The 12,095-nt window shown below is 66.0% G+C and carries 14 protein-coding genes; 4 read left to right on the forward strand and 10 right to left on the reverse strand.

Features of this window, described 5'->3' with window-relative positions; all coding sequences use genetic code 11:
- Positions 1 to 8 precede the first annotated feature (8 nt).
- The 6 genes from KW836_RS12955 to KW836_RS12980 form a co-directional block, all read right to left on the reverse strand.
- Positions 9 to 335, reverse strand: a complete 327-nt coding sequence (locus tag KW836_RS12955) for an EscU/YscU/HrcU family type III secretion system export apparatus switch protein (RefSeq protein WP_175126254.1) — start codon at positions 333 to 335, stop codon at positions 9 to 11.
- On the reverse strand, positions 335 to 1,702 hold the full coding sequence (locus KW836_RS12960) for a flagellar hook-length control protein FliK (RefSeq protein ID WP_218343545.1): 1,368 nt from the start codon (positions 1,700 to 1,702) through the stop codon (positions 335 to 337). The genes KW836_RS12955 and KW836_RS12960 overlap by 1 nt, the downstream gene beginning before the upstream one ends.
- Complete coding sequence (locus KW836_RS12965) at positions 1,699 to 2,049, reverse strand: flagellar protein FliT (protein WP_175121949.1); 351 nt, start codon at positions 2,047 to 2,049, stop codon at positions 1,699 to 1,701. Before KW836_RS12965 ends, KW836_RS12960 begins: the two co-directional genes overlap by 4 nt.
- A 47-nt stretch (positions 2,050 to 2,096) precedes the next feature.
- Positions 2,097 to 2,525 (reverse strand): flagellar export chaperone FliS, encoded by a 429-nt coding sequence (gene fliS / locus KW836_RS12970; RefSeq protein WP_175186102.1) that lies wholly within the window; start codon positions 2,523 to 2,525, stop codon positions 2,097 to 2,099.
- A gap of 20 nt (positions 2,526 to 2,545) precedes the next feature.
- On the reverse strand, positions 2,546 to 3,940 hold the full coding sequence (fliD, locus tag KW836_RS12975) for a flagellar filament capping protein FliD (protein ID WP_218343546.1): 1,395 nt from the start codon (positions 3,938 to 3,940) through the stop codon (positions 2,546 to 2,548).
- Between the two features lie 143 nt (positions 3,941 to 4,083).
- Positions 4,084 to 4,461, reverse strand: coding sequence for a flagellar protein FlaG (locus KW836_RS12980; RefSeq protein WP_175121946.1), 378 nt, complete (start codon positions 4,459 to 4,461; stop codon positions 4,084 to 4,086).
- 139 nt (positions 4,462 to 4,600) lie between these two features.
- Between KW836_RS12980 and KW836_RS12985 the strand changes: the two genes are divergently transcribed.
- A complete protein-coding gene (locus tag KW836_RS12985; RefSeq protein ID WP_175121945.1) occupies positions 4,601 to 5,338 on the forward strand; it encodes an IclR family transcriptional regulator in 738 nt (245 codons plus the stop codon).
- A gap of 21 nt (positions 5,339 to 5,359) precedes the next feature.
- Here the strand turns inward: KW836_RS12985 and KW836_RS12990 are convergent, their stop codons facing one another.
- The 4 genes from KW836_RS12990 to KW836_RS13005 all read right to left on the reverse strand — a co-directional run bounded on the left by KW836_RS12990 (position 5,360) and on the right by KW836_RS13005 (position 9,209).
- Positions 5,360 to 6,526 (reverse strand): acyl-CoA dehydrogenase family protein, encoded by a 1,167-nt coding sequence (locus KW836_RS12990; RefSeq protein ID WP_175139156.1) that lies wholly within the window; start codon positions 6,524 to 6,526, stop codon positions 5,360 to 5,362.
- Complete coding sequence (locus KW836_RS12995; RefSeq protein WP_218343547.1) at positions 6,516 to 7,757, reverse strand: CaiB/BaiF CoA-transferase family protein; 1,242 nt, start codon at positions 7,755 to 7,757, stop codon at positions 6,516 to 6,518. Before KW836_RS12995 ends, KW836_RS12990 begins: the two co-directional genes overlap by 11 nt.
- A complete protein-coding gene (locus tag KW836_RS13000; RefSeq protein WP_191578080.1) occupies positions 7,754 to 8,725 on the reverse strand; it encodes a tripartite tricarboxylate transporter substrate binding protein in 972 nt (323 codons plus the stop codon). Before KW836_RS13000 ends, KW836_RS12995 begins: the two co-directional genes overlap by 4 nt.
- A 67-nt stretch (positions 8,726 to 8,792) precedes the next feature.
- On the reverse strand, positions 8,793 to 9,209 hold the full coding sequence (locus tag KW836_RS13005; protein ID WP_175121941.1) for a cupin domain-containing protein: 417 nt from the start codon (positions 9,207 to 9,209) through the stop codon (positions 8,793 to 8,795).
- A 166-nt stretch (positions 9,210 to 9,375) separates the two neighbouring features.
- Between KW836_RS13005 and folC the strand changes: the two genes are divergently transcribed.
- The 3 genes from folC to KW836_RS13020 all read left to right on the forward strand — a co-directional run bounded on the left by folC (position 9,376) and on the right by KW836_RS13020 (position 12,078).
- Positions 9,376 to 10,686 (forward strand): bifunctional tetrahydrofolate synthase/dihydrofolate synthase, encoded by a 1,311-nt coding sequence (gene folC / locus KW836_RS13010; protein ID WP_175121940.1) that lies wholly within the window; start codon positions 9,376 to 9,378, stop codon positions 10,684 to 10,686.
- Between the two features lie 73 nt (positions 10,687 to 10,759).
- Positions 10,760 to 11,590, forward strand: a complete 831-nt coding sequence (locus KW836_RS13015; RefSeq protein ID WP_175121939.1) for an SPOR domain-containing protein — start codon at positions 10,760 to 10,762, stop codon at positions 11,588 to 11,590.
- Positions 11,590 to 12,078, forward strand: coding sequence for a CvpA family protein (locus KW836_RS13020; protein ID WP_175186107.1), 489 nt, complete (start codon positions 11,590 to 11,592; stop codon positions 12,076 to 12,078). Before KW836_RS13015 ends, KW836_RS13020 begins: the two co-directional genes overlap by 1 nt.
- Positions 12,079 to 12,095 lie beyond the last annotated feature (17 nt).

A 12,095-nucleotide genomic window follows, 5' to 3' on the forward strand; every position in this document is an offset into this window, starting at 1 on the left:
GATCGTCCTTAGGTAGAGATTTCGGGCCGCGCGGCCTGGGGGATGTCGCGCGATTCCAGGCGGTACAGCCAGGCGAGCAATTCTGCCACCGCGACATAGAGTTGGGGAGGAATATGTGCATCCAGGTCGACCTGCATGAGCAGTCCAACCAGTTCGCGCGATTCGTGCACGTACAGCCCGTTTTCCTCGGCCGCCCGGACAATCGTGTCCGCCAGCTGGCCATAGCCCTTGGCGACCACGCGCGGCGCGCCGTCGCTTTCGTCGTACGAGATGGCGACCGCCGCGTTGCGGTTGGCGTTCGGGCCGGCGTCCGCGGGGGAGGGAGGGGTGTTCATCAGAAATCGTTGGGGATGACGAGACGGGGTTCAACCACGTTCACGGTCAGATTGCTCAGGGTCAGCCCGGCGGCCAACAGGCGCGAGCGTAGCATGTCCGACGAATCGTTGATCTCGGCCGCGCTGTGCGGCGCAATCAGCTGCAGCACGATCTGGTCTCCGGCCAGGTTCAGGCGGGCGTCGACCAGGCCCAGGCGCGGCAGGTCCAGCTTCACGCGCGTGGCCCAGGTCGGCACGGCCGATTCGCGGTCCTCGCCGTACGGGTCGCGCTCGACTTCCCACTCCATCGGGGTGCCGGGCCAGGCTTCGCCTTGCCAGTTCAAAGTCTGGTTGGCCAGCACGTCCAGTTGCTGGCGCACCAGCACGGTCAGATCCTGATGGATGCCGGTGATCGGCGCGCCGGGCGTGGATGATGAAGACGACGTTCCCGAGGCCGAGGGTGCATCCGCGCCGGCGCCGGAGCGGCCGGCGCCGGCGGCTTCGCCGCGGCTGCGTGCCTGGGTGCTGGCGTGCGCGGCGGTGTCGCGCGACATCCTGGCCTGGGGTTCGCTTTCCAGTGTGGCCGGGTTCTTGCGACCGAAGACCATGTCGGTCAGGTGCGATTCGTAAAAGAGCCCGCTGGTCTGCAGGGCAGTGCGCAACGCCTGGCCCAGCGCGCGGGCGGACGGGCCGCCTGCGGCCAGCGAGGCATGCGTTGCGGCTTCGGCCCCTTTCGCGCCACCGGCCTGGCCCGCCGCGTGCCCGGCGCCCGGCTTGGCGTTGGCGGCGTCTGCGGTTGCGGTGGCCGACGGCGCGGCGGCAGGGGCGCCAGCCGGCAGGGTGGTCGAAGCCGGAAGCGGGGTGGTCGTCGACGCGGCGGGCTGGCCGGGCTGACCTGCCTGCGCGGGCTGACCCGATTGGGCCGGGGCGGGTTGGCCGCCGGGAGCCGCACCGCCCGCCTGCTGTCCGCCCTGCGCGTCGGCGCTCCACAGCGGCGCGCGTCCCTGCACGGCCGGGGCCGCTTCGGGGTACTGCGCGAGCAGGGCAAGGATGGTGCGCGCGGTCGTGCCCAACGTGGTCGGCGCCGAGGCCGTGGTGTCGCTGCTGGTGACCAGGCCGCGCGCGGCCAGCGCCAGCGCAGCGGCGGTTTTGGGGTCGACAACAGTATTCTGGCGGTCGCCTCGGGCGCCGCCAGTCTGTATGCCTTGCCGGGTATCGCGCGCGGAGCCGTCCGACGGCCCGGCCTTCTCCGGGCTGCCAGGCTGGCTGACCGCGTCCGGCCGCGCGCCGGAAATCTGGTTGGCGTTCGCGGCGGACATCGTCGTGCCCAGCACGGCGTCCAACCGCTGCACCAGGACATTGCCAAGCGCGGCGGGACCGATGCTCATTGGTCAGACGCCTGGTTGCCGTAGGCCGACAGCAGGGTCTGCTGGCGCTTCATGCGTCCCAGAAGTTCGCCCAGCCGCGCCAACTGGGGCAGCGCCAGATCACGCGTCATGGCATCGTTTTCAAGAATGCGCACAAGCAGGTCGTATTTCATGCTGCGGCCGGCCTCGTCCAGCGGACTGGACGGCTCGGCATGCCGCAGGCGTTCGACCTGTTCACAGTAGAGCTGACCGTGCACAAGCGCGGTGTCCCAGTCGCCGGCCTGGGCGGCCGTCAACATCTCGCCCGTTGATTGGGCGATCTCCTGATACTGTTCCAGGATGGCGGAGTACTGGGTGAGCGACGTCATAGAAATCTCGGGCGAGCGATGGCTGGCAATAGTCGTTGTGGGGGCCATCAAAGCGTTGCGTCCGGGGCAGGCCGATCGATGGAGGTCTGCCAGGCGTCGGAAAGGTCCGCCAGCAGGCGGTCTGCGATGTCGAGCTGCTCGACGTCCGCTTTAAGGTTTGCCATGAGCAGCGTGCGGACGATGTAGTCGTACAACCGGCTCAGGTTGGCGGCGATGTCGCCGCCGGCTTCCATGTTCAGGCCCATCTTCAGGCCCTCGTCGACGATCTTGATTGCCTTGGTGATAGCTGTCCCGCGTTCGGCGACGCGACCTTCCTGCATGTGCAGGCGCGCTTGTCCGATTGCCGCGCGCGCACCCTGGTAAAGCAGGGTGATCAGCCTTTCCGGCGTGGCGCTCATCACTTGGGTCTCCAAGCCGATATCGGCGTAGGAGCGGACAGAGTATGAGCCTGTGGGGCGGCGCGCGGCGTACGTCATTTAATGCATCTTCTCGGTTATCACTTCGACGACTTGTTCATGGCCGCGAATTGCTGCGTCAGATAGTTGGCCGTGACCGATTGCTGCGCAACGAATTTGTCCAATTGGACGAACTGGGCGCGCATCAGCTCGAGCTGGGCTTCACCGGCTGCCTTGGCGCGCGTGTACTGGTCTTTCACGGTGGCGATCGATTTGGCCAGGCCGTCGGTCTTGGTCTTGATCGAACCGGTGTCGCTCAGGATGTCCTTCGTGGCCTTTTCGAAATTGGCGGCCAGGCCGTTCGTGCCGGTCAGCAAGCGCGAGACGTCGGCGCCGTTCGTGGACAGTGCCTTGTCCAGCTTGGTCTGGTCCAGCGTGAGCTGGCGCGTCTGCGGGTTGGTCGTGATGCCCAGGTCGGCCAGCGAACGCAGGGAGCCTTCGCCCGACAGCACCTGCAGCGCACCCGCCAGGGACGACTGGATGGCGCGCGTCGTGCCGTCGCCGGTCAGCGGCTGATTGGTGGCGGCGGCGGCGTCGAAGGCTGTCAGGTTCTTGATCGTCGTCTGCAGCGTGTTGTAGGCGGTGACGAAGCTCTGGATGGCCTTGCTGGCCACCGAGGGGTCGCTTTCCAGCTTCAGCTTGATCGGCTTGCCGTCTTCCGTTTTCGAGGACAGGTTGAGCGTGACGCCGTCGATGGCGGTCGAAATGTTGTTCGTGCCGCTCTTGATCGTGATGCCGTTGATGTCGATTTCAGCGTCGACGGCGGCCGTGGCCGTCATCTTGCTATTGGCTGCATCGGTGCTGCTATAGCTAAGGATGTTCTTGAGCTGGTCGTCACCCGTCACGGTAATGGACTTCACGGAAGCCTGGACGCCGGTGTCTTTCGCGGACAGCATCAGATAGCTCTTGGCATCCGGTCCATCGCCGTCGGTGATGACGGTGGCACGCACGCCCAGCGTATCGTCCGCATTGATGGCTTTGACGATGCCGTTGAGCGACGTGTCGCCTTTCAGGTCGACAGTTTTCTTCTTGCCATTGGCCAGTTCGACCTCAAACGAACCCGTGTCGCCGTTGGACGCCTTGCGGTCCGCAACCGCACCCGATTGCAGGGTCTGGGAAGTGGCAACGTTCTTCACGTTGATCGTGTACTCGCCGGCCACGGCGCCTTCGGCAGCCACGGTCGCGGTGAGGGCGTCGCCGCCGGTCACGCTGCCTTTCACGGCGCCCAGCGTCTCGGGCTTGCCGAGCGCGGCGGCAGCCTTCTGCACGGCTTCCACGGCGCTCTTGAGCTGGCCGAACGCCGTAACGCGGGTCTCGAAGCTGGTCTGCCGTACGGTGTACTGCTGCAGCCTCTTTTCCTCGGCGGCTTCCAGCTTCGAGAGGATGTCCTCGAGGGGCAAGCCTGAATTCGAACCGAGGTTGGTAATGGTGGCCATGTGAAATTCCTTCCTAGCGATGCAATTCTGACAAAAATGTGATCCCGGCTATTGGCCGGGTAAAGGCATAAGGCGGGCCTAATTCGGCGGTTCTCTCACCGGGCCGCGCGTCAATCTTGGCGAACGGTGTTTTAAGTGCCGGATCAGGCCGACGTCTTGATACCGTTCCCTTGCATGTTCACGATCATCTTGGCGATCTTCAGCACCGCTTCGCTGGGGATGGTGCGCAGGACGTCTCCCGACTCCGCATCGATCACCGACACCACCACCTGGTGCACATTCGGGTCGATTTCGAACTGAAGCTGGGTCGACCAGGCCTTCATCTGTTCGTTGATCTCATCCAGCGCCTTATCCAGGGGCATTTTTTGCGAATTCGCCTGGTCGGACGTGGCGCCGCCGGAGGCGCTGCTGTCGGTGGTCGCGGGCGCCGGCGTGGCGGTGGCAGCAGGGTCGGGCGTGGCGATAACGGTCGAAACCGGTAACGACGCGAACGCTGCGGGGGCTAACGGGGTTACGGCCATGATCACTCCAACGGCGAGGGGGGCGTCTCGGAGAACGCGCTGTTTTCAGGAAATTCTCAGTTACCATAACGGCACCCTCGCAGGGAACTTTAGCCTTGCGCAAATGGATGGTTCACGTGCTAAGAGTCTGGATCGGGCAATGAGTGTCAAGACGGCGTTGCGAGTTATCGAAATCATCGAAACCTTCGCCCGCGAGAAACGCGCGCTGCCCTTGTCGGAATTGGCCCGGTTGCTCGATGTGCCCGTGTCCAGCTGCCTGGCGCTGATCCGCACGCTGACCAGCCTGGGCTACCTCTATGAAACGGGCCGCCGCCAGGGCTATTACCCGACAGGCCGGCTGCTCGCCATGGCCCAGCGCATCGCCCGGGCTGATCCCGTTCTGGATCGCGTCTATCCCAGTCTTGTCGAACTAAGGGACGCCACCCGCGAAACCGTGGTCTTTGCCAAGCTGTCGCCGGATGGCCGCGTTGTCTATCTGGATGTTCTGGATTCGCCGCATACGATCCGATACGCGCCTGTTGCAGGCGAGTTCAAGGATGTTCACGCAAATTCGCTGGGAAAGGCGTTGCTGTCGCTGCTGGACGAACCGGCCCGTGACGCCTTGCTGGCGGACATCCCGATGACCCGCTACAACGATCGGACCCTCGTCACCCGCGAGGCGCTGCTGGCGGATCTGGACGCCGCGCGGCAGCGGGGGTGGTTCATGAACAGCGGCGAGTCCATTGCCGACGTGGGCGCGATTGCCTGGCCGGTCACGCTGTCCGGCGAACACTACGCCATTTCGGTGGGCGGCCCGATCTACCGGATCGAGCCAGAACAGGAAACCTACGCCCGCATCCTGCGGGCGGCCTGCACGGGACTGGAGCAGCAGGCCTGACCCGCGCCTGCCGCCGTCCGCTCAATACGACTTGGGCAGCCCCAGCACCTTTTCCGCGATGAAGCACATGATGAGCTGCGGGCTGACCGGCGCGATGCGCGGGATGAAGCTTTCGCGCAGCAGCCGCTCCACGTGGTACTCCTTGGCATACCCCATCCCGCCCAGCGTCATCACTGCCGTCTGGCAGGCGTTGTAGCCGGCCTCGGCCGCCAGGTACTTTGCCGAATTGGCGGCGGGGCCGCACGGCTTGCCCGCGTCGTACAGGCTGGCTGCCTTGAACACCATCAGGTCCGCGGCCTCCAGTTGCATCCATGCTTGGGCGAGCGGATGCTGGATGCCCTGGTTCTTGCCGATGGGGCGGCCGAACACGGTGCGTTCGCCCGCGTACTTGACGGCCCGGTCCAGCGCGGCGCGCCCGATCCCCACCGCTTCGGCGGCGATCAGGATGCGCTCGGGGTTCAGGCCGTGCAGGATGTATTCAAAGCCACGGCCTTCCTCGCCGATGCGGTCGGCGACCGGAATCCGCAGGCCGTCGATGAACAGCATGTTCGAATCCACGGCCTTGCGGCCCATCTTCTCGATCTCCCGAACCTCGATCTTTTCGCGGTCCAGGTCGGTGTAGAAGAGCGACAGGCCCTGCGTGGGCTTTTCCACCTCGGACAGCGGGGTGGTGCGCGCCAGCAGCAACATCTTGCTGGCCACCTGCGCGGTCGAAATCCAGATCTTGCGGCCATGCACGATGTATTCGTCGCCCTGGCGCACGGCGCGGGTGCTCAGCTTGGTCGTGTCCAGCCCGGCGTCGGGCTCGGTGACCGCAAAGCAGGCTTTTTCCCGGCCGGCGATCAGCGGTTCAAGCCAGCGGCCGCGCTGCTCGTCGGTGCCAAACACCACCACCGGATTCAGCCCGAAGATGTTCATGTGGACGGCCGAGGCGCCCGTGAAGCCGGCCCCCGACGCCGCGATGGTCTGCATCATCAGCGCGGCTTCGGTCATGCCCAGGCCCGCGCCGCCATATTCCTGCGGCATGGCGATGCCCAGCCAGCCGTCGCGCGCCAGGTCGGCGTGCAGCGGTTCCGGAAAGCCGCCTTCACGGTCGCGTTCCAGCCAGTATTCGTCGGGATAGCGTTCGCAGATGCGGGATACGGCGTCGCGCAACGCCAGTTGTTCCGGGGTGAATTCAAAGTCCATCGTTGTTTCCGTCCTGGGTAATGCCACGGGCAAGCATGGCGTCGATCTGTTCCTGTCCATAGCCCGCTTCGGCAAGCACCTCGCGGCTGTGCTCGCCCAGCCGCGGGGCGGGGCGGCGTATCGAGGTCGGCGTGCCGGCGTAGCGGCCGAGCGTCCCGGTGGTGCGGATGCGGCCTTCCGAGGGGTGGTCCATTTCCTGGATGAAACCGGTCGCGGTCAGGTGCTTGTCCTGGATCAGGCCGTCGATGGTGTAGAGCTGCGAGGCCGGAATGTCGGCGCGCGCCAGCTCGCGCAGCCAGTCGTCGCTGGGACGGGTGGCGATCACCTCGGCCACGAAGGCATAGACCTCGCTGATGTGCGCGGCGCGGGCGCCATGGGTGCTGAAACGCGGGTCCTGCGACAGCTCCGGCCGCCCGATCAGTTCAAAGAAGTTGCGCCAGTGCTTGTCGTTGTAGATCAGCAGGCAGATGTAGCCGTCCGCTGTCGCGTACGGCCGGCGATGCGGCGCCAAGAGGCGCGCGTAGCCGGTGGGTCCCATCGGCGGCTCGAACGTCGAGCCGCCCAGGTGGTCGCCCAGCACCATGTGCGCCATGCCCTCGAACATGGGGATCTCCACCGGCTGTCCGCGGCCCAGCGTCCGGGCGCTCAGCACCGCGGACACCAGCGCAATGCCGACGTGCAGGCCCACCGCCCGATCCGCCAGGGTCAGCGGCGCGTAGCGCGGCACGTCGCCGCTTTGCTGCGCGGACAGCGCGGCAATGCCGGTCTGCCCCTGGATCAGGTCGTCGTAGGCGGGGCGGCCGGCATAGGGGCCCGCCTCGCCGAACCCATAGGCGCCCACGTAGACGATGCGCGGATTGCGTGCCGTGACCGCTTCGTACGACAGGCCCAGCCGCGCCATCGCCTGGGGGCGGATGTTGTAGAGCAGGGCGTCGCAGCTTTCGGCCAGTTTCAGGCAGGCTTCCAGGCCTTCGGGCGTCTTCAAGTCCAGCACGATCGAGCGCTTGTTGCGGTTCAGGTGCAGGTAGAGATGCCCCATGCCGGGGTTGCGCATGGGGCCGACGGCCCGCATGTTGTCCCCCGCCGGCGACTCCACCTTGATGACGTCCGCGCCCAGGTCCGCCAGGACCTGGGTTGCGTACGGCCCCATCACCACCGAGCTCAGATCCAGGATGCGCACGCCGGCCAGCGGCCCGGCAACCGGCGTTTCAGGCAGGGGCTGGTCGATCATTGCTGCTCGATCCCCGCGTCACGGATCAACTTGCCCCACAGGTCGCGCTGTTCGCCGACAAACTGCGCGAAGGCTTCGGGCGTGCTCGAGAAGGCGTCAAACCCCAGTCCCGCCAGGCGCTTTTTCACGTCGGGCTTTGCCACGATCTGGTTGATGGCCGCATTCAGCTTGGCCACGATCTCGGGCGGCATGCCTGCGGGGCCGAAGTAGCCGTTCCAGGAGTTCAAATCGAAGTCTGGCACGCCCGCTTCGGCCATCGAAGGCAGGTCGGGCACGATGGCGCTGCGCTCGGCGGTGGAGACGGCCAGCGCGCGCAACTGGCCCGATTGCACGAAGGGCAGGCCAGAGGTCAGGTCCGTGAACATGAAGTCCACCTGTCCGCCGACCACGTCGGTCAGGCTCTGCGGCGTGCCTTTGTAGGGCACATGCAGGATGTCGATCTTGGCGCGGTTGGCCAGCGTGGCGCCCGCGACGATGCCGGTGCTGTTGCCGCTGGCGTAGGTGATGCGGCCAGGATTCTTCTTGGCGTCGGCCACCAGGTCGCCCACCGTCTTCCAGGGGCGCTTGGGATTCACGACCAGGATGAAGGGCAGGTTGCCGCCGCGCGCAATCGGGGTGAAGTCCTTGACCGGGTCATACGGCACGTTCTTCATCAGCCAGGGGGCGGCCGAATGGGAGGTGTTGGTGGTGACGAAGAGCGTATAGCCGTCCGGTTTGGCGCGGGCCACGTAGTTGGCCGCGATCGTCGCATTGGCGCCCGGCTTGTTCTCCACCACGACCTGCTGACCCAGCAGGGTCGACAACTCGGCGCCGAAGATCCGTCCCACGGCGTCCGTGCCCGATCCGGCGGGGAAGGGCACCACCAGGGTGATGGGTTTGTTGGGGTAATCGGCGGCATGGGCGGGGCCAGCCGCCATCAAGGCGGCGCCGCTGACCAGCGCGGCGCCCAGCAGGCGTAGGGATTGCATGGGTGTGTCTCCTGTATTTATGTAATGAGGCGCGGCTCTCGCGGCCGCTGCCTGCGCAAACGCCGCGTCAAGCGGCTGAGGGTGGCGCCGGAAAGTCGCGGATCACGCGATCGGGGGATTCTTCGTACGGGGGCGTGTAGATCACCAGCAACCGGGCCGGTTCGTCGCTCGTCACCGTGAAGACGTGGGGGATGTCCGGGGGGAAGTAACAGCAGTCGCCGGGGCCCATGTCGGCCCATTCGTCCTGCACCTGCGCGCGGGCGGTGCCCGAAATCAGATAACAGACCTGTTCGATGCCGGGGTGCGCGTGCGGCAGGGCGCCCTTGCCCTTTTCGATCACCCCCAGCAACACTTCCACGCCGCGGGCGCCGACGGTTTCCGGGCTGATCAGCCGGCGGTTGAGGGTGCCGGTGTGATTGGCGGGGCTGTAGCCCGGTACGTCGGCTTCACGCACCAGCCATTTGGGAGTCGAACGCTGCGTCATGTCTCTTCCTTTTATTTTCCATACATGAATTTATTTTTACGTATGAAAAAAACATGGGCAAGTACTTTTTGCCCGCGGATACCGTGCCGCGCCCTAGGGGATTAGGGAAAACACCGGGCGCACACTGCTAAAATCGCAGGCTGATTTCCTTTCGCGAACCCGCCTCATGTCCTCTGTCCGCACGCCTGACGCCGCCGCCAACCTGTCCGATTGGCTGCAGTACCTGGAGTCCATCCACGCCACCGCGATCGACATGGGGCTGGACCGGGTGCGCCAGGTCGCGGACCGCATGCAACTGACGCTGCCCGGCATCAAATTCGTGGTCGGCGGCACCAACGGCAAGGGTTCCACCTGTGCCATGCTCGAGGCCATCCTGCTTGCGGCTGGCTACAAGGTGGGCCTGTACACCTCGCCGCACCTCATCGACTTCAACGAGCGTGCCCGCGTCAATGGCCAGATCGCCTCCGACCAAGACCTCATCACGCAGTTCCAGGCCGTCGAAGCCGCGCGCGGCGATGTGTCGCTGACTTATTTTGAATTCACCACGCTGGCCATTCTGCGCCTCTTCTCGCAGTCTCGGCTGGACGCGGTGGTGCTCGAAGTCGGCCTGGGCGGACGCCTGGATGCCGTCAACATCGTCGATGCCGACGTCTCCATCGTCACCAGCGTCGACCTGGACCACACCGACTGGCTGGGCGACACGCGCGAAAAAATCGGCTTCGAAAAAGCCCACATCTATCGCAGCGGCCGGCCGGCCATCTGCAGCGATCCCGTCCCCCCGCAGTCGCTGCTGGATCACGTCGAAGCCATCGGTGCAGATCTGTGGCTGTTCGGACGCGACTACAACTATTCCGGCGACCGCCAGCAGTGGGCCTACGGCGGTCGCGAACAGCGCCGCAGCGCGATGGCCTATCCGGCGCTGCGCGGCGCCAACCAACTGCTCAACGCCTCGGCGGCGCTGGCCGCGCTGGAATCCGTGCGCGATCGCCTGCCCGTGCAGCAGCAGGCCGTTCGATTGGGGCTGTTGCAGGCCTCGCTGCCGGGCCGCTTCCAGATCCTGCCGGGTCAGCCCACGGTTATCCTCGACGTCGCGCACAACCCGCACGCCGCCGCCGTGCTGGCGCAAAACCTCGACAACATGGGCTTTCATCCCTACACCCACGCGGTGTTCGGCATGCTGAACGACAAGGACCTCGCCGGGGTGGTGGCCAAGATGGGCTCCCGGATCGATTACTGGTATTGCGCCGGCCTTCCGGGACCGCGCGGCACCGCCGGTCAGGCGCTCGCGGATCAGGTCGCGGCGGCGCTCCCGCCGCTGCCCGCCGGCAGCGAATCCCCCGGCATCCAGGCCTACGCCGATCCCGCCCAGGCCTTTGCCGCAGCGCGCGAACGGGCAGGGGAGAATGATAGAATCGTGATATTCGGATCGTTTCTCACCGTAGCCTCCGTTTTGCAGGCTCTGGGTCGCAAGGCATAGGCAAATCGGGCCATTCGCGTCATGGCGGCCGCGCCGCCTCAATGCCGCAAGGCGCCGCAAGGAATTCTCTTCCATGGGTTTTTTCAAACGCAAAGATCCCGCCGAGCAGGCGCAGACCTCCAAACGGGCTGCCGTGCCAAGCGAGGTCCAGGCCGCCGAGTTGCGTGGCCGCGCGCGTCGCAGGCTTGCGGGCGCAGTAGCGCTGGTGCTGGCAGCCGTCATCGTCCTTCCCATGGTGCTCGATTCGCAGCCCACGCCGGTCGACGACAACATTCCCATCAAGGTGCCGGAACGCAATACGCCGTTCCAGCCGCAGGTCTCCGAACCCCAGGCCGCCGCACCGACCGAGCCTTCCGCGCCCACCGACCCTGCCGCCGTTCCCACGCCGCCTGGCGTGACGTCCGTGCCGCCGGTGGCCGCCGCGTCCAACACGCCGCCTGCTACGACACACACCACGCCGCCCGCCACGCAGCCGGCCACGCCTGCCGTGCCGCCGGTCACGCCGCCCAAGCCCGAGGTCAAACCCAAGCCCGAGCCGGCCAAGCCCACGACGCCGCCCAAGCCCGAGACGCGCTCGGACGACGGCGCGCGCGCCCTGGCGCTGCTCGAAGGCCGTAACGCCCCGGCGTCCGCGCCCAAGCCCGACACGCCCAAGCCGGCTGCTTCCAAGGGCAACTTCGTGCTGCAGATCGCCGCGTACACCACGTCGGAAGACGCCCAGTCGCGCCGCGGCAAGCTGCATCAGGCCGGGGTCACCAACGCATTTGTCGAGCAGGCCACCATCAATGGCAAGCAGCAGTACCGTCTGCGCGTGGGCCCGTTCCCGTCGCGCGAGGCGGCTCAGGCGGCCCAGGCGCGGTTGCGCACGCTGGGCTATGACAATGGTTTCATCGCCGCCCAATAGTGACCGGCTTCGACTTCGTCGTGCTGGCCATCCTGGCGGTATCGGGTGTGCTGGGCCTGGTGCGCGGCCTGCTCAAAGAGGTGCTGTCGCTGGTCGCCTATCTGCTGGCCTTCGTGGCCGCGATCTGGTGGGGTCCCACGGTCTATACCTGGCTGGAGCCCTATATTGAAACGACGCTGCTGCGCATGGGAGTCTCCTACGCGGCGGTGTTCATCATCGTGTTGCTCGGCGTGGGGTTGGTCAATATGACGCTTGCCGCCCTGATCCGCAGCACCGGACTCAGCCCGGCCGATCACGGCCTGGGCGGAATGTTCGGGCTGGCCCGTGGTCTATTGATTGTGCTGGCGCTGGTCGCCGCCGCCGGGTATACGCCGCTGCCGCAAGAGCCATGGTGGCAGGACGCCATGTTTTCGCATTCGGCCATCGAGGCCATCAAACATATCAAGACGTGGCTGCCGCCAACCCTGGCGACGTGGCTGCCGTACTGATTAGCTTCAAATCAACC

The organism is Achromobacter sp. ACM05 (assembly GCF_019218915.1).
In the GTDB taxonomy this organism is placed as follows: Bacteria; Pseudomonadota; Gammaproteobacteria; order Burkholderiales; family Burkholderiaceae_B; genus Achromobacter; species Achromobacter animicus.

Excerpts from the sequence above, each read along its gene's own strand:
- KW836_RS12955 (WP_175126254.1), bottom strand. The coding sequence starts at position 335 with ATGAACACCCCTCCCTCCCCCGCGGACGCCGGCCCGAACGCCAACCGC.
- KW836_RS12960 (WP_218343545.1), bottom strand. The coding sequence starts at position 1,702 with ATGAGCATCGGTCCCGCCGCGCTTGGCAATGTCCTGGTGCAGCGGTTG.
- KW836_RS12965 (WP_175121949.1), bottom strand. The coding sequence starts at position 2,049 with ATGACGTCGCTCACCCAGTACTCCGCCATCCTGGAACAGTATCAGGAG.
- fliS (WP_175186102.1), bottom strand. The coding sequence starts at position 2,525 with ATGACGTACGCCGCGCGCCGCCCCACAGGCTCATACTCTGTCCGCTCC.
- fliD (WP_218343546.1), bottom strand. The coding sequence starts at position 3,940 with ATGGCCACCATTACCAACCTCGGTTCGAATTCAGGCTTGCCCCTCGAG.
- KW836_RS12980 (WP_175121946.1), bottom strand. The coding sequence starts at position 4,461 with ATGGCCGTAACCCCGTTAGCCCCCGCAGCGTTCGCGTCGTTACCGGTT.
- KW836_RS12985 (WP_175121945.1), top strand. The coding sequence starts at position 4,601 with ATGAGTGTCAAGACGGCGTTGCGAGTTATCGAAATCATCGAAACCTTC.
- KW836_RS12990 (WP_175139156.1), bottom strand. The coding sequence starts at position 6,526 with ATGGACTTTGAATTCACCCCGGAACAACTGGCGTTGCGCGACGCCGTA.
- KW836_RS12995 (WP_218343547.1), bottom strand. The coding sequence starts at position 7,757 with ATGATCGACCAGCCCCTGCCTGAAACGCCGGTTGCCGGGCCGCTGGCC.
- KW836_RS13000 (WP_191578080.1), bottom strand. The coding sequence starts at position 8,725 with ATGCAATCCCTACGCCTGCTGGGCGCCGCGCTGGTCAGCGGCGCCGCC.
- KW836_RS13005 (WP_175121941.1), bottom strand. The coding sequence starts at position 9,209 with ATGACGCAGCGTTCGACTCCCAAATGGCTGGTGCGTGAAGCCGACGTA.
- folC (WP_175121940.1), top strand. The coding sequence starts at position 9,376 with ATGTCCTCTGTCCGCACGCCTGACGCCGCCGCCAACCTGTCCGATTGG.
- KW836_RS13015 (WP_175121939.1), top strand. The coding sequence starts at position 10,760 with ATGGGTTTTTTCAAACGCAAAGATCCCGCCGAGCAGGCGCAGACCTCC.